We start from the raw sequence: 22228 nt of genomic DNA, 5'->3' as shown, positions 1-22228 counted from the left end.
GGGGGGTGGAGTGGTGGGGGAGAGGGAGTCGGTGGGGGTGGAGGAGGCGGTGCGGGCGTGGACGCTGGGAGGGTCGTACGTGGGGTTGCAGGATGGGTTGCTGGGGTCGGTGCAGGTGGGGAAGGCGGGGGATTTGGTGGTGGTGGAGGGGGAGTTGGGGGAGAGGGGAGCTAGGGTGGGGATGGTGGTGCTGGGGGGAGAGGTGGTGTAGGAGGGGTGAGGGGGAGAAGGGAGTGCTAGGAGTGGGAGGACCCCTAACTAACCTTCTCCCGCCGAGCGGGGGAAGGGGGCAGTGGAGAGGAAGGGGCTATGTGAGAGGTTGGTGATGACACAGCATCGTTGAGCCAGGGTTACACCCTCACCTTTTATCCTCTCCCGTCAAGGGAGAGGAAAGAAGAGGGGCCAGGCAAAAGGTTGGTTTTGGACATAGATCCTTCGGCTGCGTCGGAGTACCGACTTCGCTCAGGATGACAATCCTGTTTTTACTGCCTACTCTGGGAATGTTTAGCCGACGCTTAGGAACAGTGTGGTCAGCAATATGAAAGGTGATGGTAGCGGACGGGACGTTGAGGTCTCTCGACTTCCCCATTCGGCTACGTCCGAGTACGGACTTCGCTCAGGGCTAAAGGCTCACCTAAATGACGTATATGGCGCTTGGGTGCTAATAACTAATAAATGGTAAGTGACAGGAGCTGCTTAAGTCTATTAGAAGATGTCACTATTTGCGGCGGGTGGTGACGTAGCCGGCGAGGGTGAGGAGGGAGTCGCGGGAGGGGGAGAAGGGAAGGGCGGAGAGGTCTGAGGTGGCGCGGCGGCAGTAGGCCTCGGCATCGGCGTAGCAGCGGTCGATGATGTCCGAGTTTTGGATCATGGACAGAGCTTTGTCTAAGTGCTGGCGCTGGTCCGGGGCGGCAAAGAGTTTGGGGATGGGGTTGTCGTCAGGGTAACGCTCCAGGAGCATGAGGGTGGGGAGGGTGAGGACGCCCTGGAGGAGGTCATTGCCGACGGGCTTGCCCATTTCGGCGGCGGTGCTTTTGACGTCCAGGATGTCGTCAACGATCTGGAAGGCCATGCCGACGTTGTAGCCATATTGTTTGAGGGCCTGAACGGCGTTTTCCGGGGCGCCGCCCAGAATGGCTCCGGTCTCGGCTGCGGTCTGGAAGAGGGAGGCGGTCTTTCGGAAGATGCGGCCCTCGTAGGTCTTACGGTCCACGTCCGGGTTGCGGGTGTTGAAGAACTCCATGAGCTGGCCGCTGGATAGCTCCATGATGGTCTCGGAGAAGCGTCGGATGACGCGGACGTTGTGGGTGTCGCAGACAAAGGTGGCGGAGGTGGCGAAGACGTAGTCGCCGAGGAGGACGGCGACGTTGCGTCCCCACCGGCTGCTGATGGTCTGCTGGCCGCGCCGCAGGTCAGAGTTATCGACGGTGTCGTCATGAATGAGGGTGGCGATGTGGAGGAGTTCGACGGCGACGGCCATGATGACGGCGGCGTCGGAGCCTTTGCCGAAGAGTTTGGAGGCGAGGAGGGTGAGGGCGGGTCTCATGCCTTTGCCGCCGCGTTCGAAGAGGTAGGAGAGGAGGTCGTCGAGGTGTTGTTCCTGGCCCTGGCCGAGGTCTCGGAGGCGGGTTTCTACCTGGGCGAGTTCCTGCCGGACGGGGGCGTAGATCTGGGTGGTGGTGGGATCTAGGTTTTTAAGCATTCTGGGAACACCGCCCATCACCACCCCGACCCCCCATCTTAATCTTCCCCCTCAAGGGTGGAAGAGACCAGAAGGAGAAGTCCAGAGGGAAGGGTAGTCTGGCCTGGCGGACGGAGCGTTGTGCTAGTGATTCACCCTCTCTTCTATTCTCCCCCATCAAGGGGGAGAAGGAGTGGAGAGGGCGTGGCGACCTTGCCTCTACATTAAAAAGAGGTGAAGTAGACAATGGGGTGTTGGGGTTTCTCCACTTCGGTCGCAATGACGGGACACCACACCTGGCCACGTCCCGAGAAGGGCGAGAAGCCAAGGTGTAGGTAATCGATAGGTTGGTGCTGGGCATAGATCCTTCGGCCGCGTGCGAGTACGCTCTTCGCTTAGAATGACAAGAGAGAGAGGGCGAGGCGACCTCGCCCCTACATTTAGAAATTGAGACGGGAGTAATGGATGGGATGTGGCAGCGGTCACGGCGATTAGATCCTTCGCGGGGCTCAGGATGACATGTTCGCAAGGTAGGCATAGGGTTAGGTGGGGGAGCGGAGTTTGGCGGTTTCGGATTCTATTAGGGACTCGTCTAGTTTAGTGAAGAGGGGGGTGGGTTCGGGGAAGGGGTGTCCACCTTTGATGTTGTGGAGGCGCCAGCCGGAGGACTGGACATCGCCGGCGAAGCCGAGGAGGGTGTGGAGTTTCTGGGCGGAGAAGGGGAGGAAGGGGTAGGTGATGGTGCGGAGGCAGGAGATGACGTTCAGGCAGACCCAGAGGGTGGTGGCGGTGCGCTGGATATCGGTCTTGCGGGTCTTCCAGGGGGCTTTGGCGTCGATATATCGGTTGGCGTCCTGGGCGAGACTCATGGCGACGCCGAGGGCTTGCCGGAAGCTGCATTTGGACAGGGCGTCGCTGGTGGAGTCGAGGGCCTGGGGGAGGCGGTGGAGGAGGGCGTGGTCGTCGGGGTCGAGGGGGCCTGGCTGGGGGAACTTGCCATCGAAGTTGCGATGGACCTGGGTGAGGGTGCGGTGGACCAGGTTCCCGTAGGTGGCGACCAGCTCCTGATTGTTGCGTCGAACATAATCGGCCCAGGTGAAGTTGGCGTCGCTGGTCTCGGGCATGGCGGCGGACAGGACGTAGCGCAGGGGGTCGGGCTCATACTTATCGAGATAGTCGGGGAGCCAGACGGCGTAGTTTCGGCTGGTGGAGAACTTCATGTCGGCCAGGTTGAGGAACTCGTTGGCGGGGACATCGTGAGGGAGATTGAGGCCGCCGTGGCCCATGAGCATGGCGGGCCAGATGATGGTATGGAAGGGGATGTTGTCCTTGCCGATGAAGTAGTAGGCGCGGCAGGAGGGGTCTTGCCAGAAGTGCTGCCAGGCGTCCGGCGCGCCCTGTTTCTGGGCCCATTCTTTGGCGGCGGAGAGGTAGCCGCAGACGGCCTCAAACCAGACGTAGATGCGCTTGGAGTCGAAGCCTGGAACGGGCACGGGGATGCCCCATGAGATGTCTCGGGTGATGGCGCGGTCCTTGAGGCCGTCGGCGAGATATCGGGCGGTGAAGTTGCGGACGTTGAGCCGCCAGCCGGCCTTCTCACTCTGCTGGGCGACCCAGTCCTGGAGGGGCTTCTCGAAGGCGGTGAGCTTGAGGAAGAAGTGCTCGGACTCACGGAACTCGGGGGTGGACATACAGACGCGGCATTTGGGCTCGATGAGGTCCTGGGGGTCGAGGGTGCGGCCGCAGTTGTCGCACTGGTCGCCGCGGGCGCCGACGTATCGACAGTGGGGGCAGATGCCTTCGATATATCGGTCTGGCCGGAACTGGCGGCAGGTGGGGCAGTATGGGAGGAGCATCGTACCCTTAGTGATGTAGCCCTTGTTGAGGAGGGTGAGGAACATGTCGTGGGCGACCTGGCGGTGGTTGGGGGTGCCGGTGGTGGTGAAGAGGTCGAAGGTGATGCCGAGTCGCTTCCAGGAGTCGAGGAAGCTGGCGTGGTACTTATCGACGACCTGCTGGGGGGTGAGGCCCTCCTGCTCGGCGCGGACGGTGATGGGGGTGCCGTGCTGGTCGGAGCCGGAGACCATGAGGACTCGATTGCCTTTGAGGCGGTGGTAGCGGGCGAAGATGTCGGCGGGGAGGTAGCAGCCGGCGATGTGGCCGAGGTGGAGGGGGCCGTTGGCGTAGGGCCAGGCGACGGCGATGAAGACTTTTTCACTCTGTGCAGGCATGGGGATAGTCTAGCATACGAAGGGAGAGGGGGGCAGATGTGGAAGGGGGAGCCCTACCGCACCATGAATGGTGCGGCATTGGTCTAAGCGGGCTGTGGCAGGGTGGGGGTTGGGACAGGGCAGGTCTAAGACCTGCCCCTACGAGGGAGAGAGGGGAGGGGATCAGTACCGCCCCGATTGTCATCGGGGTCTCCGTTATGTGTTTTTAAGGTGCTCGACGCACTGAAGGGTGCGGCATAGGCTCGTTCAGTGCGTTCGCTGGCTACATGGTGTGATTCGTTTTCAGGGAGTCGTTTTGCGATTTTTTCTCAAAGCGAATCGAATATTTAGGCACGAGCTAGGCATGGAGCCGTTTTGGTCGTTTTTAAGGTGCGGGGTTGGTTTTCGGAGGTAGGGAAGGCGAGATGATTAGCGGGGATGGGAGGAGGTTGTTTCTCCAAAAAGGGGGATGTTTGGTGCCTAAAATGCCTGAAAACAACCGGAACAACCTCTCGGCAATCGGTTCATTTTGGTGTCTGACAGAAATTAACATCTTTATTATTTGACGAACGAATCACAAACGAATCCGAAATTCGTAGAAGGGGAATGAGAGGAAGGGCGAGATGACCTCGCCCCTACATTATAGGGACAGGTGGCGATGGGATAGCGGTTGGTGGGCATGGGGAGAGGATAAGGGAAGGGAGGAGGTTGGCGCAACAAAAAGTTGTCACAACAGACAAGGTCTATTAGTGGGTCGTTGGTCAAGGTACAATCACCGGCAATCGCGCCTTTGGAGGATAGATGTCTAATCACACGGAAGCTGGCCAAGGGTCCAGAGATTTATGCGATGCTCTCTATTCAAGCCTAAAGGCAAAGGTGCCAGATTTGCAGAGGTCGCAATCAGCTAAGTGGTGCGGCTATTTTCAAAAAGGAAACAAGAGATTTGCCTATATGAACCATAGAAAGGAGCAGGGCCGCATCGAAGTTTGGTTCCTGGGGGAGGTTGATGATGAGTCGAAGTATCCCAACATTAGTATTCAGGCGAGGATGCCGACGAGTGGAGGCTTCGGAAGGGACTTTGGGGCGAGGTTTTTCTTGGACAGCCCAAGAGCGGTTCCGGAGGCTGCCAGATTATTGTTAAATGTGTCGCATGCGGCCTCACTGGAGCATAGTTAAAAAATAGGGGCAGGCCTTAATGCAATGTCAAAAGTGTCATACTAATGAAGCCACGAGGTGGGCGTGCTTAGAACTGGGTATGTATCACCTGGATGAGGATGGAGAACCTCATTGGGGGCACGGAGACCATTTTGATGTTGGCGAGCCGCTTAAGCTTTGCGACGATTGCTACTTTGCGATTGACCTTGATGATATAAAGCCCTTGTCGTTGGATGACATAAAGAGTTCTCGTTAAGACTACCATGGCAGCAAAAACAGCGGGTAAAGGTGGCGGACGGCACGCTGAGGTTTCTCCGCTTCGGTCGAAATGACGTATCACCTCACCCCACCCCTTTGCCAGCTTGCTTTCCTAGCTCCAGCCAGGCCTTGTAGACGTCTCGTTTGGGGAGGCCGGTGGAGGCGGTGACTTGGGCGACGGCGTCTTTGGCGCGGAGGCCCTGGGCTTTGAGGGCGGCGAGTTGTTGATGGAGAGGGATGGCTTGGGGTTGGGGGGGGAGAGAGGGGACGGATGAGGAGCCTTCGATGACCAGGGTGAACTCGCCGCGGGGGGCGGTGAAGTGGGCGAGGGCGTCGCTGATGGAGCCTCGGAAGATTTCTTCGTGGAGTTTGGTTAGCTCGCGACAGACGGCGATGGGTCGGTCGCCGAGGGCGGTGAGGAGGGATTGGAGGGTGTCTTGAAGGCGGTGGGGGGCCTCGAATATAACCAACGTATGCTGAAGAGAGACGACGGATTTGAGGGTGGAGAGCCGGTCTTTGGAGCGTCGAGGGAGGAAGCCGAGGAAGGTGAAGGTGTCGGCGGGGAGGCCGGAGGCGGAGAGGGCGGCGGTGATGGCGGAGGGACCGGGGATGGGGACGACGGGGCAGCCGGCCTGGGCGGCGGCGCGGACGAGGTGGGCGCCCGGGTCGGAGAGGGTGGGTGAGCCGGCGTCGGTGACGAGGGCGACATCGTGTTTAGCCAAGGCGTCGAGGATGGCGGGGATTCGGGCGGGCTCGTTGTGGGCGTGGAGGCTGAGGAGGGGTGTGGAGATGGAGTGACGGGCGAGGAGCTTGCGGGTGACGCGGGTGTCCTCGGCGGCGATGAGGGGGGTGTCGCGGAGGATGCGGAGGGCGCGGAGGGTGATGTCTTCGAGGTTGCCGATGGGGGTGGAGACTATAAATAAAGTCGGCATATCCTATCCTTAGCGGGGACTCGTGTTATTGTACGGCATGTTGTTCACCTACAAGCCAACTCATCCCCCTTTGTCCCCCTTCTCTTTTCTGAGAAGGGGGAAAGATAAATAGGAGCACCTCATCATCCCCTAGCCCCTTCTTCTCCTTTGCAATAGGAGAAGAAGGGGAACCAGAGGGGATTGGGACGGGAGGGGCGGGGGTTGCGGATTTGGATTGTGTGGTATAATGGCTGCGAGTAAAAAGAAAAAGATAAGGGAAGTAAGGGATTAGTGGATAAGGACAGGAAGGCGGAGGTAATAGCCGCTAACAGGCTCAGCGACAGCGATACAGGTTCAGTGGATGTACAAGTGGCGGTGCTTACCGAGAGGATTAACGAGTTGACGCGCCACCTCAAGACCCATCGCAAGGACACCTCCACACGAGCAGGCCTCCTGAAGATGGTAAGCCGTCGAAGGAAGCTATTAAGCTATCTGACCCGGCACGACGTCGCACACTACAGGACCCTTATCGGCAGATTAGGTCTGCGGAAATAGCACCCTGCGGGGTGCTTTTTTCTTTTCTGCGCTCCAATTTTAGGAGGTATTGCTTTACCTATGGTTCAGAGCATGGTCCGCGTTTTTGAGAGGCAAATTGGAAGGCAGAAGCTAGTCCTTGAGACTGGCCGCATGGCGTTTCAGGCCAGCGGGTCGGTGCAGGTGAGGTATGGGGACACGGTGACGCTGGTGACGGCGACGATGTCGAAGTCGGCGAGGCCGGATATCGATTTCCTGCCTTTGACGGTGGAGTTTGAGGAGAGGCTGTACGCCGTGGGGAAGATACCGGGCAGCTTCTTCCGCCGCGAGGGGAGGCCCACGTCGGAAGCGGTGCTGAGCGCGCGATTAATCGACCGCCCCATGAGGCCGCTTTTCCCCAAGTCGTTACATAACGATTTACAGATTGTTGTCACAGTGCTGTCGGCAGACCGGCAGAACCCGCCGGACGTGCTGGGGATTGTGGGGGCGTCGGCGGCGGTGTCGATATCGGACATACCGTTTGGCGGGCCGGTGGGGGCGTGCCGCGTCGCGTATAAAGACGGGCAGTATATTGTCAACCCCACATATGAAGAGATAGAGGCCAGCCAGCTCAGCGTGGTAGTGGCGGGGGCAAGGGACAGCGTGGGGATGGTGGAGGCCGGGGCCACGGAGGTTTCGGAGGAGGTGGTGATAGAGGCCATCAAGCTGGCGAAGCGCACCAACAACGAGATCATCGATCTGATTGAAGAGATGGCCGGAGCCGTTGGGAAGGCCAAGCAGGAGCCGCCGCCGGAAGCTGACAAGTCGGAGCTAGAGGGCTCCGTGAGGGAGATACTGGGGAACCGGCTGGTGGAGACACTGGAGCGGGCGCCGATGAAGTCGGAGCGAGAGGACGCCATCGAGGCGCTGCGGTCGGAGGCGGAGGAGGCGCTGAAAGAGAAGTATGACGCCAAGGCCGTCGCCGGCGTGTTCAAGAGCATTTTGAAGGACCTGGTGCGGAGCCGCATCCTGGAGCGGGGCGTTCGACCGGATGGCCGCAAGTCGGACGAGATACGGCCCATATCGATAGAGGTGGGGCTGATACCTCGGACGCACGGCAGCGGGCTGTTTACTCGAGGGCAGACGCAGGTGCTGAGCCTGGCGACGCTGGCCAGCATAGGGATGGAACAGAAGCTGGACACCTTGAGCCCGCAGGAGAGCAAGCGCTATTTGCACCATTACAACTTCCCGCCGTATTCGACGGGGGAGACGGGCCGCATGTTCACGGGCCGCCGTGAGATAGGGCACGGGGCGCTGGCGGAGCGGGCGTTGGAGCCGATGCTGCCGAGCGAAGAAGAGTTCCCCTACGCTATTCGTGTGGTATCGGAAGTGGTCAGTTCCAATGGCAGCACATCCATGGCCAGCGTCTGCGGCAGCACGCTGTCGCTGATGGACGCGGGGGTGCCTATTAAGGCACCGGTGGCGGGTATTGCCATGGGCCTTATTATGGGCGAGGACGGAAAGCACGCCGTTCTGACGGACATCCAGGGAATCGAAGACTTCCTGGGGGACATGGACTTCAAGGTGGCGGGGACGTCGGAAGGCATCAACGCCCTGCAGATGGATATGAAGATTCACGCCCTGCCGGACGAGATTCTGGCGATGGCGCTGGAGCAGGCGAGGGCGGCGCGATTGTTCATCCTGGACAAGATGAAGGCGGCACTGCCGGAGCCTCGCGCGACGCTAAGCCCTTACGCGCCGAAGATGTACCGCATGACCATACCTGTCGAGAAGATTGGAGCGGTCATAGGGCCGGGAGGCAAAAATATAAGGTCGATCATCGAAGAGTCCGGCGCCACGGTGGACATAGACGACGCGGGCGTGGTGGTCATCGGGGCGGTGGACGACGCGTCGATACAGAAGGCGCGAGCGAGAATCGAGGGGATGACTCGCGAGCTGCAGATAGGCGACATCTTCACCGGCAAGGTGACGCGAACGGCCAACTTCGGCGTGTTCGTAGAGCTGCTGCCGGGGAAGGACGGGTTGCTGAGGCGCGAGGAGATGTCCGAAATGGACAATGGATATTCGATAGGACAGGAAGTCACGGTGATGATCCACGAGATAGACTCGATGGGCCGCGTGAACCTGTCCCGCCGGGCGCTGTTCGAGGACAAGGACAAGCCCAGGCCGGTGGCCGAGAGGGCGCCGGACCGCGGGTTTGACCGGGACCGGGGGCCCAGGGGCGGGTTCGGCGGACGGGACCGGGGGCCGGCGCCGTCTCGAGACCGGGATAGCGGGCCTCGCGATTTTGGCCGTGGCGGAGACCGGGACCGCGCGCCCAGATACGGCGATGGAGACCGGGGCGGCGATAGAGGGCCGGATAGAGGTCCCGATAGGGGGCCAGACCGTGGCCCTGATAGGGGCGGAGACCGCGGCCCCAGGTATGGCGGAGGCGGCGACCGCGGCGGTTACGGCGGAGGCCGGGGCGGCTACGGTGGCGGCGGCGGCGGTGGTGGATATCGCGGAGGCGGCGGTGGAGGCGGCGGGTACCGGAAGCCGTATCAGAGGCCGTAGGAAGAGACAATAGAGATAATGGAGAGAAGGCCCCCGATATATCGGGGGCCTTCTGGTTTTTGGGGAAGCGTGGTGAGGGCGTAAGGGGATGGGCGCGGTCACCGCGCCCCTACATAAATAGTTGCATCGTTTAATAGTAGGCGAAGACTAGGCCGCATTTGGAATGACACAGGTGGTTGGGCGTCTAGCGGGCTGGTAGGCATCCTTTTGGATTAGTGCGGGCGATAAAGGATTCGTCTGTCTGTTTGTTGTCGCAGAGGCGCGGGACGAAGCTAATAGTAGTAATGGTTTGTGAGCGCATTGCACCAAAAGCAGCGCCTAGCTGCGTCGCGAGTTAATGATGCCCTTAAAAGTCGCCGGATGTATTATCTCATTTACTTTGCTGCTGCTGGCGGCGGGGTGCGGCGGCACGGATGCCTGGGTGCCACCGACGCCGACGCCGACAACGGTAGCTAATAATCCGCAGGGGGAGGGGCCTACGGCGACGCCAACACTTACGCCTGCGCTGGGCCCTCTGTCCACACCGACGCCGACGCGAACGCCGTATCAGGCGCCGACGGGGATTCCAAGCCCGACGCCTACTACAGAGCCGACGCCCACGCCCACAGCGCTGCCGACACCCACACCAACACCAACGCTCGTACCGGTACCCACGCCTACGCCGATAATAATTGGGAATCTGGAGCCGCAGGTCTATATATCGAAGTGGGGACAGCGGGGATTGGAGCCGGGGCGGTTGAATCTGCCCAGGGGGATCGCCTTCGACAGCGCGGGGAACGTCTACATCGCGGACACATATTCGCTGCGAGTGCAGAAGTTCACGGCGAGGGGGGAACCTTTGGCGTCGTGGCCGACGCAGGGGAGGCCGTGGGGGATTGCGGTGGACGCGCAGGGGTTTGTGTACACCCTGCATCCCGGGGAGAACCTAGTGGAGAAGTGGTCGCCCGAAGGGGTGATGGTCAAGCAGTGGGGGGGCCAGGGCGACGGGCAGGGGACTTTCGAGACGCCCTTCGGCATCGCGGTGGGGCCGGATGGGAGGGTGTATGTGGCGGACACGGCCAACGGCCAGATCCAGAGGTTCACTTCCGAGGGCTTGTATGTGGACACCATTGGAAGCTGGGGCACCGGGGACGGGCAGCTCCAGTCGGTGAGGGCGGTGGCGGTGGACGAGGTGGGGGCGATATATGCGCTGGATGGAGGGAACCACAGGGTACAGGTCTTTGGGCCTGACGGCAGGTTCAGGGCCAAGTGGGGGAAGCAGGGAACGGGGCCTGGAGATTTCAACTACCCCACGGGGATAACGGTGGACAGGATAGGAAATGTTTTTGTCACGGATATGGAGAGCTTCAGGATAAAGCAGTTCGCCAGGGACGGGACATTCATATCCGAGTGGGGAGGCTTTGGGGCGGGGGACGGGCAGTTCCGATTTGCCAGGGCGCTGTCGTCGGGGCCGGACGGGCTGTTGTATGTGGCCGATGGGAATAACGATAGGGTACAGATATTCGGGCCTGAGAGGCTGCGGGCCAGCGTGCCGCCGCCGGCGCCGCCCGTGGCGGTGACGCCGCCCACGCCGCCGTCGTATTTTGTTCGGATGTGGGGCGAGCCCGGCAACGGCCAGGGACAGTTCAACTTTCCTCGAAGCATTGCCAGCGGCGGCGGATTTGTCTATGTGGCGGACACATTTACCAATCGAGTGAAGAAATACACGCCCGCAGGAGCGCTGGAGGGGATATGGCCTGTGCCGGGAAGGCCGTGGGCGATAGCGGCGTCGAAGGATTACGTATACGTGTCGCTGCCGGCGGAGGGGGTCATAATCCGGTTCACGCCGAATGGGCAGGAAGTGAATCGATTGACCGGGGTTGGGGGCGGCAGCGGAGGCGGCGAAGGTTTCGATAACCCCTTTGGGCTGGCGCTGGACGCGGTGGGGAATTTATACGTGGCGGACACATTCAACTTTAGGGTGAGGAAGCTGTCGCCGGATGGGAACCCGCTGATGAACATAGGGTCGCACGGCGCGGGTCCGGGGCAGTTCCTGTCGCCTCGCGGCATAGCGGTGGACCGCGCGGGGAACGTGTACGTGGCGGACTATCAGAACCAGCGAGTGCAAAAATTCTCGTCGGAGGGGGCGTATTTGGGGGAGTTCGGGGGGTTCGGGACGCATGAAGGGCGGCTACGGTTCGCGCGGGGCGTGGCGGCGGACGAGGGCGGGTTTGTTTACGTGGCGGACGGGAATAACGACCGGGTGCAGGTGTTCAAGGGGTAGGGCAGTACGGTATAAAGGAGCTACCCATGACGCTTTGGAGGCTGCTGTCGATTGGCTTGGTGGCCTTAGGGTTCGCGCTAATACTCGAGGCGCTGGATATGTCATCGAGGGACCTGGCGTTTGTGTTGGTGGGGATTGTTCTCATCATGTCGGGGGCGGCGATATGGTCGAGGCCCGGCGGGTCGATAATAAGACGATAGCATGGCTGGAATAATTACATTCGTCATTTGGTGGGCGATACTGGCGCTGGCAGTGTGGGTGGCGGCGGCGCTGGTGGATGGGATTGAGCTGGAGGGGGCGGTGTCGATCATCGCGGTGTCGCTGATACTGGGGCTGCTGAACGCGTATGTGAAGCCAGCGCTGCAGATTCTCACGCTGCCGATAACGATTTTGACTCTGGGCATCTTCTTGATTGTCTTAAACGCGCTGCTGCTGCTTTTGACGGAGTGGATTGCGGAGAAGATTGACGACCTGAACTTCGCCATCGACGGGTTCTGGCCGGCGGTGCTGGGGGCGCTGATTATTAGCCTGGTGACGTTTGTGGTGACTCGATTTGTGGACGAGGAGAGGATTGCGGGGGATTTGACGAAGAGGATGTGAGGGGGAGTGGCGCTGGCCGCCTATCTAGGCGCAGGCTGCGGGGGCCACTTTACTACCCCAAGCTGGCTGACCAGGCCAAGGGTATCGTAAAAGATGTGGATTTCCTGGATTCTGCCATTGGCGAACTTGAACACGTCGGCGCCGCTTAGGTCGATCTTGTTGCCGGTGGCGGGCAACCCCATATATTCTGCCTTGTGGGTGCCGTGCATTCGGAAAGTACTGGCGATGGTGTTGCCGTCGCCGAACTCCTCACCGAGGTTGAACTGGAAATCGGGGAATGCACGCCGCAGCGCGGTGAACCAGCCGCGCACCGCATCGATGCCGCGCAAGGGTTCACCCATGTACGCAGGCGGGTACACCGTTACGTTGTGGGCTAAGATCTGATCCATAACTGCCAGATTACCCTTGCTGAGGAGTTCGTCAAAGTAGCGATGGATAAGTGTTCGATTCTGCTGGGTCATGACAGGCCTCCGTGGAAAGGTGATTTGATTTTAGGAGGCGCAGTCGGGAGGGGGCATCGCTTAAACAGGCTATTTTTCGGAGAGGTCAACGGGCTCTAGCAGTTGGTGCTGCATGGCAAAGAGGGTCGCAGCGGCACGTGTGGATACTCCGATCTTGTTGTAGATGTGGCGGATGTGGTGGTTCACTGTGAACTAGGAGAGATAGAGGTCTGCTGCGACCTGCTTTTGGGAATATCCCTGTGCGATGAGGCGTAGCACCTCTACTTCGCGAGAAGTCAGGCTAGCGGGCCATTCCTTACGGGCGGCTTTGTGACCAACGGCAGTAAGAACTGCGGCCAAGGCTTCACTATCGATCCGCCCCTGATTAGCCAGGGATTGCAGTTCTGCGGCGGCGTCCTGCGGGGCCAAGGCCGCGCGGTGTGGGCGGTGCTCAATCTTTGTTTGATATGTGTCCGCCGCCGCTAGGATGCGTGAGGTAATAGGCTGGGCTTGTCGAGTCACACCACGATGGTATCCGGAACCGTCAATACGCTCGTGATGCATAGAAGCCACGGAGGAGATGGCGGCGAGGGCAGGGGGGCGTGCAAGAACGCGCTCGGTATAGTAGGAATGCAAACGTACCTGTTCCCACTCGCCGTCGGAGAGGGAACCTGGCTTTTCCCAAACGCTGTTGGGAATACCTGACTTTCCTAAGTCATGAACCAGGCCGGCGCGGCGCAAGAGGCGCACATCCGCCTCGGGAAGCCCATGACACTGGGCAGCCAGGGCGGCGAAGGAGGCAACGCCTCGAGAGTGGCCGGTGAAGTAAGGTGACTTCAGATCGGTAAAGTCTGCCATGGCTTCGAGAGCTCTGTCGAACTCAGCCTCAGAGAGCAACTTCGGCGTGCCTGGCTCTTCGGCCATGACCGCTTCCCAGGGCGATAGGACATCGATCTGGCGGAACAATTCCGGCCCCATTTTGCAGAAGAGGTCTGCCAAGGCCGGGTCGTGGGTGTGGCCGGAGCGTTGACGCACGATGGCAACGGCTGCCTCGGGGCCGCCCAGCCGGTGGTAGACCTCGGCGTCTTCCGTTACCTGGGCGATGCGAGTAGAGAGGGCAAGCTGTTCCCCCTTTATATTCTTAGGAAAGCCCTTGCCGTCCCATCGCTCGAAGGTCTGGTCAAGAGGTCGGAGGACGTTATCTGAAAACTGCAAACGCTCCGCTAACCTTTGCGCCACCTCGCAGCTTGAGCGGAAGAACACCTCAACGCCGCTCTTTCCGCCTGTCAAAGCGCCTACTAGCATGCGCGCCCTGCGCACGGTGCCTGCGCCCCCACCGGCGTGTTTTACAACATCGCGGAGGACTTGAGAAGGCTTGGCGAAGTCGATGAGGAACAGCCGGGCGTGGGCAGCGATGTCATCTGGGAACCAGCCGGCGAGGTCGTGGGAGTCGCTGGTACAGCCGATGCGGCGCAGGAGGGAGACGTAGTACAGTCCGCCGAGTTCTGATTCCTTAAGATTCAGGGCGCGCCCTATCCGCATGGACAGGAGGCAGGTGCGGAGGGCGTGGCCCATGGGCTGGCCCATGCCGAGGTCAGTGGCAAAGGAGAGAGCAGCGACGACTTCGGCGAGGCGGGGAGGGAGTGGCTGGCTCACGGCTTCTCCGCTTAATACCGGGAGTCGTGGCTTCCGGGTTTTTCAGATATAAACACGAAGGATTTCACCATGGCGATATAAGCATAATACGGCGGATAGCCTTTTCCCAAATTACCTCTTGACCTCCTGCCAAATAGGGGTACACTTTAAACAATTTATTGTAGGAAGGGTTGGATGGCGGCCATAAGGGTTGTAGTCCACGGCGTCCTGGGCAAGATGGGCCAGGAAGTGCTGAGAGCTGTGACCAAGGCCCCGGACATGGAGGCCGTAGGGGCAGCGGACCGCACGGCTAAGACCAACTTGCTCAGCATTCCTGGAGACAGCCGGACTATACCGCTGTCGTCAGACCTGGGGGCGGTGCTGGAGGAGACGAAGCCGGACGTGGTGGTGGATTTCACCAACGCCGAAGGATGCAAGTCTGCGGCCAGCGAGTCGATAAAGCGGGGGGTGCGGTTTGTGTCGGGGAGCACAGGGCTGAGCGAGGCGGAAATATCGAGAATTGAAAGCATGGCGGCGGAGCGGAAGGTGGGGGTGGTGCTGGCGTCCAACTTTGCGCTGGGGGCGGTGGTGCTGATGGACCTGGTGAGGAAGGCGGCGCCGTATTTCGACTATATTGACATAATCGAGTCGCATCACGAGCAGAAAATAGATTCGCCGTCGGGGACGTCGCTGTCGATAGCGCGGGCGGCGACACAGTCGAAGAAGGCGTTCAAGCGGAACAGGCCTGAGAAGCAGACGCTGGCGGGGACTATGGGCGGCGAGCAGGGGGGAGTCGGCATACACAGCCTTCGACAGCCGGGACGGAGTGCGCACCACGAGGTCGTCATGGGGATACAGGGGCAGACGCTGACGCTTCGCCACGACGTGCTGGGGCGCGACTGCTACATGCCCGGGGTGCTGGCGGCGGTCCGGGAGGTGGTGAATCGGAAGGGCCTGGTAGTGGGGCTGGACAAGATTTTGGGGCTGCAATAGCCAAGGACAGGAGCATATGGCACGGGAAGTGAACATAGCGGTGGTCGGGGCTACGGGAGCTGTCGGGCGGGAGTTCCTGAAGATACTGGAACAGCGTCCGTTTCCTATCAACCACCTGAAGCTGCTGGCATCGCATCGTTCGGCAGGGAAGAGGATGTCGGTGGCGGGGCAGGAGATGGTGGTGCAGGAGACCAAGCAAGAGTCCTTCAAGAACGTCGACATCGCGTTCATATCGGTAAGCTCGACCATCAGCAAACAGCTACAGCCCTTTGCCAACGAGCGGGGGTGCCTGGTCATCGACGACAGTTCGGCGTTCCGGATGCGGGACGACGTGCCGCTGGTGATACCGGAGGTCAACGGCAAGGACGTGGAGTGGCATCGCGGAATTATATCGATACCCAACTGCTCGACGACGCAGCTAGTGATGGCGCTGCATCCTTTACATAAAGCCAACCCTATCAAGCGGGTGGTGGTGGACACGTACCAGGCGGTGTCGGGAGCGGGAGGACAGGCCGTGACGGAATTAAACGATCAGTCGGTTGAATTGTTAGGTTTAGATCTTTCGACTACGTCCGAGTACGGACTTCACTCAGGACTCGCTTCGCTCGGCCCCCGCCCCAAGAGGGTGGACGCCAAGGCGCTGCCGCATCAGATCGCGTTCAACCTGGTGCCGCAGATTGGGAGCTTCGCCGCTAGCGGGTACAGCGAAGAAGAGGAGAAGATGATTGCGGAGACGTGCAAGATAATGCACGATTCGAGCATCAAGGTGTCGGCGACGTGCGTGAGGGTGCCGGTGTACACGTGCCACAGCGAGGCGGTACATGTCGAGTTCCAGCGGCCTATGTCGGTGGAGGAGGCGCGGCGGCTGCTGTCGTCGATGCCGGGGGTGACGGTGGTGGACGAGCCGGGGTCGTCGAAGTACCCGATGCCGTGGGACCTGGGCGGCACGGACGATGTGTATGTGGGACGGATTCGGAGGGACCCGACGGTGTCGAACGGCCTGGCGATGTGGGTGGTGAGTGATAACCTGAGGAAGGGCGCCGCGCTGAACGCCTTGCAGATAGCGGAGGAGGTGCTGAAGAGGGGGTGCTTGAAGGTTGGGAAGGATAGCGCGTCGGCCAGAGGAGAGTAGGGGAGGACACCTAATTTTCTTAGAAGATATGATGAATTGGTTTGCCAGATGCATCGAGCCTACAGGGTTTCACCCTCACCTTATGTCCTCTCCCATCAAGGGAGAGGAAAGGAGAAGGAGAGGCAAGGCGACCCCCTTCATTTCCAGGGGAGACGTAGTGGCAAATAATGAGGCGAGGTTGCAGGCAGAACAGATTCTTCGACTACGTCGGGGTACCGACTCCGCTCAGAATGACAATAAAAGCCGCCAGTCCCATTCTCGCAAAGGAGTGAACTAAAATGGCTAACTCGCAGGGGTCTGACTTAGGACGACTTCTAACGGCGATGGTGACGCCTATGGACGAGCAGGGGCGCATCGACTGGGGGCAGGTGAAGAAGCTGGCGAAGGGGCTGATAGAGTCGGGGAACGACGGGGTGGTGGTGTGCGGGACGACGGGGGAGAACCCGACGCTGACCAACGAGGAGAAGCTGCGGATGTGGGCCGAGACGAAGGCGGCCATCGGCAAGAAGGGGAAGGTGGTGGCCAACACCGGCAACTACAACACCCACGAAAGCATCGAACTGACCAAACAGGCGGAGGAGGTGGGGGTGGACGGGCTGCTGCTCACCGTGCCGTACTACAACAAGCCGCCCCAGGAAGGCATCTATCAGCATTTCAAGGCTATCGCGGGCTCAACGCATCTGCCGTGCATGATGTACAACATACCGGGCCGCGCGTCGGTGAACATGTCGGTAGAGACGACGGTGCGATGCAGCCAGATTGACAACATCGTCGGGGTCAAAGAGGCCAGCGGGAACATGGAGCAGATTGCGAGAATAATCGACGGGTCGAGGGACGGGTTCAAGGTGTGGAGCGGGAACGATGGGGAGACGTACCCGATTATGGCGCTGGGGGGCTATGGCATCGTCAGCGTTATCGGGAACCTGTTCGGCCGGCAGATGAAGCGGCTGGTGGAGCTGACGGCGTCGGGGAAGATGAGGGAGGCGCAGGCGGAGCATCTGAGGCTGATGCCGATAGGGATAGGGTTCTGCAGCGTGTCGACGAACCCGATACCCATCAAGTACGCCATGAATAAGGCGGGGTTCCGGGTGGGGAAGCCCCGGCTGCCGCTGGTGGAGCCGGACGCCAAGGCTGCGGCGGTGATAGACAAGTGGCTGGAGGAGTATAGGGTGGATTTGGCGGTGGGGTAGGGGGAATATACAATTCGCGGACTTTAAGGCTCCGCTCACTCGTAAGGGTGGGCGGAGTTGCTTTTTGTGTAAACTATTCGCTGGCCTGCTCAAAGGCAGTATTAGTTAGGCTAGCGATAAAGAGTGAAAATCCTATTCTTAAAACCCAGAAGGGCAATATATTGGGGCGTAGGACTATTTTTCTTAGGGGCCGTGGGTGAAGTTCTTCTAATTGAACACGGAGGGACAACAGCAGAAGATGCGGTGGCTGTAATTGGACAGGTATTGATGGCTATCGGGTTTTTTGTGGCTACAACTGGAATCTTTCTCATCGCGAAATCATGGTCTAAAAATAAGTCAACTAGATCATTGACTTGGCGAGACCGTATAGCAGCTTAGTCAAGGGCTAACCTAAGTTGGATGGGAGCCTCTGCGTTAGGATGCTTTGTTTCCATGATGCTTCTACTAGCGACCACTGAAGCCACAAATTCGGGCTTGGTGAAGGCATTTTCTGGTATATCTGGGGTTCTGAGCGTTTTTCTGTTATTTGGAATAGTGGCAGTATCTGCATGGGAAGGGCAAACCGATGGTCAGGTTGAGGCAGCGCTGGAAGAAATACCAGACTTTAAATTTATAGTATTGGAACTAGCGGCATGGGCTTTTTTTAATCTTCGGCATTGTGGGCGCTTACCTTTCAATATTATTCCTCAGTCTCTTCGGGGGGCTGCATATAGCATCTTTGGTCTTGGACAGGGACTTGGACATTTGGGTGATAATGTTGCCCTACTTGGCATTATCCTGGGTATGTTCGCTCGGTCTTCTTTTGGCAAGCGCGAAGCTGGCAAAGATAGTAAAGGGGCCTGAGAGTAGGTTGGCCGCAGCGGTCACTAAGGAGATGACTTCTAATGACGAGAAGAGACGCGGGGGAGAGATCAAGCTGTTGTTACGTTATAAAGATGCGCTTGGTGTATGGCTATGGTTGACAGCAGCAGGCCTTATAAAGGCAGGGGCACTGATAACGCTAGTTACTTTTATTGCATGGGTTACGGAATTTTCTACAAGTAGTGTTGATAGACTTGCAATTGTCCTTGTTATTGGCCTTTCAGAAATTGTCGGTGGGTATTTAATAGTTTTGATATTAAAGCGCCAGTATCCAAAGACGCCCAAAAACAAAGAGGCGTTTTGAATAAACCCATGGGATGACGGAAAGGAAATGAGCGAGCGCCCCGATTTATATCGGGGCGCTCGCTCTGGTTTCGGCAGGCTAGCGAGGAGGCGTGCTAGCGGATGCCGGTGTCGATTCTGATTTGGAGTTCTGTGACTTCGCCGGGGCGGATGTCGACTTTGAGGGGGAGGGCGGTCTTGCAGCCCATGAAGTCGCAGTCGCTGAGGTTGACGACGTAGGTCCCGGCGTTTAGCTGCCACTTGAACCAGCCGTCGGGAGTGAGGGGGACTTCCAGGAGGATGTCCCGGCCGTCGGAGGGCTGGAGGAGGAGGGAGCGGGACTCGAAGGGGTTGGGGACGCTGGGGGAGCAGGGTTCGACGGGGCAGAGGGGGCCGATGTGGACCTGGCCGTAAAGAACGCCGAGGTTATCAGAGGGAGGGGGAGGTTGAGGAGGGTCGGTAGGCTTGGGGCAGACCGTGTCGTAGGCGTAGGGGGCGATATAGCGGGCGTGGATGATGAGGCTGCCGCCGCTCATCTCCCACTTGCCGACGACGATGACCTCGCCCTCGTAGGGTCTGGAGGCCTGGCAGCTGCAGCAGGGGGTTGGGGCGTCGTAGCCGCCGCTAGCTAGCCAGGACTTGGCGGCCTCGCCCTGGAGGAGGATTTTGCCTGCGGGGGTCTCAAGGTAGACGGCGTCGCCGGATTTGACGATTTTGCCGACGGCGGCCAGCTCGCCAAACTCGAGGCCGAAGCTGGGGTAGATGGGATCGGCGTAGATAGGACCGGAGTCGATGGGGGTGACGCCGCCGCAGGGGTAGTCGGCGATGTAGATATCCGGGATAGGGTCGCCGGGCCGGTGGGCGGAGTCGACTTTGATGGTCTGGCGCATGTAGATGCTGGGGTCGCGGGAGACCTGGCCCCAGATGATGACTTTCTGGCCGACGTTGGCTTCCATTCGCCGGGCGACTTCATCAGACTCGGCGACGAGGACCCAGCTATCGCAGCCGCGGTCCAGCTCCAGGTGTCGGCCTTCGATGTCGCTGACGACGACGGCGCCGATCCAGGCGTACATCTGGTCGATCATGTCGTCGTCCATGCAAGGGTATTCCTGGACGTAGATTCTGGGCATAGGCTCGTCGGCGAGGTAGACGGCCTAGACGGCGATGGCGGGGCGGCTGTAGACGGCGGTGTCGGCGGAGGCGGTTGGGGCTAGAGGTTGAATGCTTACGTCGCTCTTGGTGGACACCTTGCCCCAGATAATGACCTTTTGACCATCACTGCTAGCAGCCTTCTTTTCGAGATCGGGGTCGGCGAAGGTCAATGCCCAGACCTCGCCGCCGCAGATAGAGGAGCGGAGCTCGATGCCGCGGCCGTCACCGGCCAGGATTTCGCCGATCCACTGATAGGTCATGTTGGGGTCGGGGGCGGCCATCATGGGCTGGGTGGCGCCGCCAGACCCGCCGGCGCTGGTCTCGCTTTTAGAGAGGGCGGAGCGCTGAGGTCCTTCGACAGGCTCAGGACTCGCTTCGCTCGGCCCCCGCCCGGAGGAGCCGCCGTCGTTGGACTGGTCGGCGGTAGGTCCTTCGCTGCGCTCAGGACTCGCTACGCTCGGTTCCCCGCCGGCCGGGGTGGAGGCGTCGGCGCAGGCGACGAGGCCGAGGGCCAGGGTGAGGGTAAGGAGGAGGAAGGGGAGGAGGAGCCGCCAGGGTCTGGGTGCGAGGGAGGGTGCGCGCATAGGGTTGTCCTTTCAAATACCTTTGGGGCGTGGGCCCATGATGAGGGGGTGTTCTATTAGAAAGGACGGCGGGAAAAGGGGGAAGGTTCCATGGCGAGGGGAGGGAATTAGGGGAGATTATGCGAAAGGACTAGGGAAGAGAGACTCCTAGTCAAGGCCTAGCCTTCAGCCTAAAACCACTTTTTAGTCGGGATACCATCCCCTGTGTCCCCTTCCTGCTGGAAGGGGAAGGAAATAAGGATCACCTCATCACCCTCCATCTCCCTCTTCTCCTTTGCAATAGGAGAAGAGGAAGGGCCAGATGGGAAGGTGCAGTGTGGGACGTGACTTGTCCGAGATGGAGCGTGATGGCGGCGGACGGGCTGTTGAGGTTTCTCCCGCCAGAGGCGGGTCGAAATGACGTATCACCCTACCCTGCTACCCAGCAATAGAAGAGGAGGCACTGGATTCCAGCTTTCGCTGGAATGACAGAGAAAGAGACGGGGGGTTAGATGAGGGGTTTGAGGGGGATGGTCTCGTTGCGGTGGGGGCCGGTGGAGATCATGTGGAAGGGGGTGCCGATGAGTTTTTCCAGGCGGCGGACGTAGTTGAGGGCCTGTTCAGGGAGCTGGGCGATGTCGGTAGCGCCGGCGGTGGGCTTGTCCCAGCCGGACATCTCATCGTAGACGGGCTGGCATCGCGCCAGGAGATCGACGCTGGCAGGGAAGTGGTCGAGGGTCTGGCCGTCGACCTTATAGCCGACGCATATTTTCACAGGGTTGAAGCCGTCGAGAACGTCCAGGCGCGTGAGAACCAGGGAGGTGAGGCCGTTGATATTGTTGGAGTAGCGGGCGGCGATGGCGTCGAACCAGCCGATGCGGCGGGCGCGGCCGGTGGTGGTGCCGTACTCCCAGGCGCGCTCTCGGAGGATATGGGCGGTGTTGTCGGTCATCTCGCTGGGGAAGGGGCCGCCGCCGACTCGCGTGCAGTAGGCCTTGAAGACGCCGATGACGCCTTTGATGTGGGAGGGGCCGAAGCCGAGGCCGGTGAGGGCGCCGCCGATGGAGGAGGAGGAGGAGGTGACGTAGGGGTAGGTGCCGTGGTCCATGTCCAGGAGCGCGCCCTGGGCGCCTTCCAGGAGGATGTTTTCCTTTTTAACCAGGGCTTCTTGAAGAACAAGCTCGGTGGGGCGAAGGAGGTCTTTAAGCTGGTCGGCCCAGGAGACGCACTTGTTGGAGAGTTCGGCTAAGGAGATGGGAGGGGCGTCGTAGAGCTTGGTGAGGACAGCGTTCTTGGCCTCGACCACGGTCTTGAGGCGGGGGATGAGTGCTTTGAGGTCGAGGAGCTCGCCGGCGCGAATGCCGGTGCGGGCGGCTTTATCGACATAGGCGGGGCCGACGCCCTTTTTGGTGGTGCCGATGGCGCTTTTGCCCCGCGAGGCCTCTTCCAGGCCGTCGATGAGGATGTGGTAGGGCATGATGAGGTGGGCGCGGTCGCTGACGTAGACGCGGGAGGTGTCGACGCCGCGGTCTTCGAGCTGGGCGAGCTCGTGGAGGAGGACGTCGGGGTCTACGACGACGCCGTTGCCGATAACGCAGGAGACGTTGGGGCGGAAGACGCCTGAGGGGACGAGGTGGAGGGAGAAGGAGCCTTTTTCGTTGATGACGGTGTGGCCGGCGTTGTTGCCGCCGGAGTAGCGGACGACCCAGTGGGTCTGGTTGGCCAGGTAGTCGACGACCTTGCCTTTACCTTCGTCGCCCCACTGACCGCCGATGAGTCCGTAAGCCGGCATCTGAGTCCCCGCAAACAAAGAAA

The 22228-nt window shown here is 60.1% G+C and carries 18 protein-coding genes; 10 read left to right on the top strand and 8 right to left on the bottom strand.

What is annotated here, in order from left to right:
* Window positions 1–211, top strand: a 211-nt coding sequence (locus FJ320_06385; GenBank protein ID MBM3925603.1) for an amidohydrolase family protein, incomplete at its 5' end; no start/stop codon positions are given.
* A gap of 507 nt (window positions 212–718) precedes the next feature.
* Here FJ320_06385 and FJ320_06380 read toward each other — a convergent pair.
* Window positions 719–1726, bottom strand: coding sequence for a polyprenyl synthetase family protein (locus tag FJ320_06380; GenBank protein ID MBM3925602.1), 1008 nt, complete (start codon window positions 1724–1726; stop codon window positions 719–721).
* 497 nt (window positions 1727–2223) lie between these two features.
* Window positions 2224–3912, bottom strand: a complete 1689-nt coding sequence (gene metG, locus FJ320_06375; GenBank protein ID MBM3925601.1) for a methionine--tRNA ligase — start codon at window positions 3910–3912, stop codon at window positions 2224–2226.
* Between the two features lie 780 nt (window positions 3913–4692).
* Between metG and FJ320_06370 the strand changes: the two genes are divergently transcribed.
* On the top strand, window positions 4693–5067 hold the full coding sequence (locus FJ320_06370) for a hypothetical protein (protein ID MBM3925600.1): 375 nt from the start codon (window positions 4693–4695) through the stop codon (window positions 5065–5067).
* A gap of 320 nt (window positions 5068–5387) precedes the next feature.
* Here the strand turns inward: FJ320_06370 and rsmI are convergent, their stop codons facing one another.
* Window positions 5388–6236 carry a 16S rRNA (cytidine(1402)-2'-O)-methyltransferase gene (rsmI, locus tag FJ320_06365; GenBank protein MBM3925599.1) on the bottom strand — a complete coding sequence of 283 codons (849 nt, stop codon included), beginning with the start codon at window positions 6234–6236 and terminating at the stop codon, window positions 5388–5390.
* Window positions 6237–6506: 270 nt separating this feature from the next.
* On the opposite strand from rsmI, the gene rpsO reads away from it, so the two are divergent.
* The 4 genes from rpsO (at window position 6507) to FJ320_06345 (ending at window position 12165) form a co-directional block, all read left to right on the top strand.
* Entirely contained in the window at window positions 6507–6770 is a 264-nt protein-coding gene (gene rpsO, locus FJ320_06360; protein ID MBM3925598.1) for a 30S ribosomal protein S15, read from the top strand.
* Window positions 6771–6842: 72 nt separating this feature from the next.
* Entirely contained in the window at window positions 6843–9302 is a 2460-nt protein-coding gene (locus FJ320_06355; protein MBM3925597.1) for a polyribonucleotide nucleotidyltransferase, read from the top strand.
* Window positions 9303–9642: 340 nt separating this feature from the next.
* Window positions 9643–11565 carry a hypothetical protein gene (locus tag FJ320_06350; protein MBM3925596.1) on the top strand — a complete coding sequence of 641 codons (1923 nt, stop codon included), beginning with the start codon at window positions 9643–9645 and terminating at the stop codon, window positions 11563–11565.
* Between the two features lie 201 nt (window positions 11566–11766).
* Window positions 11767–12165, top strand: coding sequence for a phage holin family protein (locus FJ320_06345; protein ID MBM3925595.1), 399 nt, complete (start codon window positions 11767–11769; stop codon window positions 12163–12165).
* Between the two features lie 20 nt (window positions 12166–12185).
* Here FJ320_06345 and FJ320_06340 read toward each other — a convergent pair whose 3' ends face one another.
* Window positions 12186–12626 carry an ester cyclase gene (locus FJ320_06340; GenBank protein ID MBM3925594.1) on the bottom strand — a complete coding sequence of 147 codons (441 nt, stop codon included), beginning with the start codon at window positions 12624–12626 and terminating at the stop codon, window positions 12186–12188.
* A gap of 192 nt (window positions 12627–12818) precedes the next feature.
* Entirely contained in the window at window positions 12819–14261 is a 1443-nt protein-coding gene (locus FJ320_06335) for an HD domain-containing protein (protein MBM3925593.1), read from the bottom strand.
* Between the two features lie 174 nt (window positions 14262–14435).
* Here FJ320_06335 and FJ320_06330 point away from each other — a divergent pair, with 174 nt between their 5' ends.
* The 4 genes from FJ320_06330 (at window position 14436) to FJ320_06315 (ending at window position 18720) form a co-directional block, all read left to right on the top strand.
* On the top strand, window positions 14436–15233 hold the full coding sequence (locus FJ320_06330) for a 4-hydroxy-tetrahydrodipicolinate reductase (protein ID MBM3925592.1): 798 nt from the start codon (window positions 14436–14438) through the stop codon (window positions 15231–15233).
* Between the two features lie 16 nt (window positions 15234–15249).
* The gene (locus tag FJ320_06325; GenBank protein MBM3925591.1) at window positions 15250–16365 is read left to right on the top strand and encodes an aspartate-semialdehyde dehydrogenase; all 1116 of its coding nucleotides are present in this window, start codon (window positions 15250–15252) and stop codon (window positions 16363–16365) included.
* A gap of 278 nt (window positions 16366–16643) precedes the next feature.
* Window positions 16644–17555, top strand: a complete 912-nt coding sequence (gene dapA, locus FJ320_06320; GenBank protein MBM3925590.1) for a 4-hydroxy-tetrahydrodipicolinate synthase — start codon at window positions 16644–16646, stop codon at window positions 17553–17555.
* A 724-nt stretch (window positions 17556–18279) separates the two neighbouring features.
* Window positions 18280–18720, top strand: a complete 441-nt coding sequence (locus FJ320_06315; protein MBM3925589.1) for a hypothetical protein — start codon at window positions 18280–18282, stop codon at window positions 18718–18720.
* Window positions 18721–18814: 94 nt separating this feature from the next.
* Here FJ320_06315 and FJ320_06310 read toward each other — a convergent pair whose 3' ends face one another.
* The 3 genes from FJ320_06310 to FJ320_06300 all read right to left on the bottom strand — a co-directional run bounded on the left by FJ320_06310 (window position 18815) and on the right by FJ320_06300 (window position 22205).
* Entirely contained in the window at window positions 18815–19828 is a 1014-nt protein-coding gene (locus FJ320_06310; protein ID MBM3925588.1) for a hypothetical protein, read from the bottom strand.
* Window positions 19829–19852: 24 nt separating this feature from the next.
* Window positions 19853–20434 (bottom strand): hypothetical protein, encoded by a 582-nt coding sequence (locus tag FJ320_06305; protein ID MBM3925587.1) that lies wholly within the window; start codon window positions 20432–20434, stop codon window positions 19853–19855.
* 487 nt (window positions 20435–20921) lie between these two features.
* The gene (locus FJ320_06300; GenBank protein MBM3925586.1) at window positions 20922–22205 is read right to left on the bottom strand and encodes an adenylosuccinate synthase; all 1284 of its coding nucleotides are present in this window, start codon (window positions 22203–22205) and stop codon (window positions 20922–20924) included.
* Between the last annotated feature and the right edge of the window lie 23 nt (window positions 22206–22228).

This window comes from SAR202 cluster bacterium, assembly GCA_016872285.1.
Taxonomy (GTDB): domain Bacteria; phylum Chloroflexota; class Dehalococcoidia; order Lucifugimonadales.
This window is presented reverse-complemented; position numbering and strand designations above follow the sequence as displayed.

Bases quoted from the DNA above. Each gene is read 5' to 3' on its own strand.
- metG (MBM3925601.1), bottom strand. From the start codon at position 3,912: ATGCCTGCACAGAGTGAAAAAGTCTTCATCGCCGTCGCCTGGCCCTAC.
- FJ320_06370 (MBM3925600.1), top strand. From the start codon at position 4,693: ATGTCTAATCACACGGAAGCTGGCCAAGGGTCCAGAGATTTATGCGAT.
- rsmI (MBM3925599.1), bottom strand. From the start codon at position 6,236: ATGCCGACTTTATTTATAGTCTCCACCCCCATCGGCAACCTCGAAGAC.
- FJ320_06355 (MBM3925597.1), top strand. From the start codon at position 6,843: ATGGTCCGCGTTTTTGAGAGGCAAATTGGAAGGCAGAAGCTAGTCCTT.
- FJ320_06350 (MBM3925596.1), top strand. From the start codon at position 9,643: ATGCCCTTAAAAGTCGCCGGATGTATTATCTCATTTACTTTGCTGCTG.
- FJ320_06345 (MBM3925595.1), top strand. From the start codon at position 11,767: ATGGCTGGAATAATTACATTCGTCATTTGGTGGGCGATACTGGCGCTG.
- FJ320_06340 (MBM3925594.1), bottom strand. From the start codon at position 12,626: ATGACCCAGCAGAATCGAACACTTATCCATCGCTACTTTGACGAACTC.
- FJ320_06330 (MBM3925592.1), top strand. From the start codon at position 14,436: ATGGCGGCCATAAGGGTTGTAGTCCACGGCGTCCTGGGCAAGATGGGC.
- FJ320_06325 (MBM3925591.1), top strand. From the start codon at position 15,250: ATGGCACGGGAAGTGAACATAGCGGTGGTCGGGGCTACGGGAGCTGTC.
- dapA (MBM3925590.1), top strand. From the start codon at position 16,644: ATGGCTAACTCGCAGGGGTCTGACTTAGGACGACTTCTAACGGCGATG.
- FJ320_06310 (MBM3925588.1), bottom strand. From the start codon at position 19,828: ATGCCCAGAATCTACGTCCAGGAATACCCTTGCATGGACGACGACATG.
- FJ320_06305 (MBM3925587.1), bottom strand. From the start codon at position 20,434: ATGCGCGCACCCTCCCTCGCACCCAGACCCTGGCGGCTCCTCCTCCCC.
- FJ320_06300 (MBM3925586.1), bottom strand. From the start codon at position 22,205: ATGCCGGCTTACGGACTCATCGGCGGTCAGTGGGGCGACGAAGGTAAA.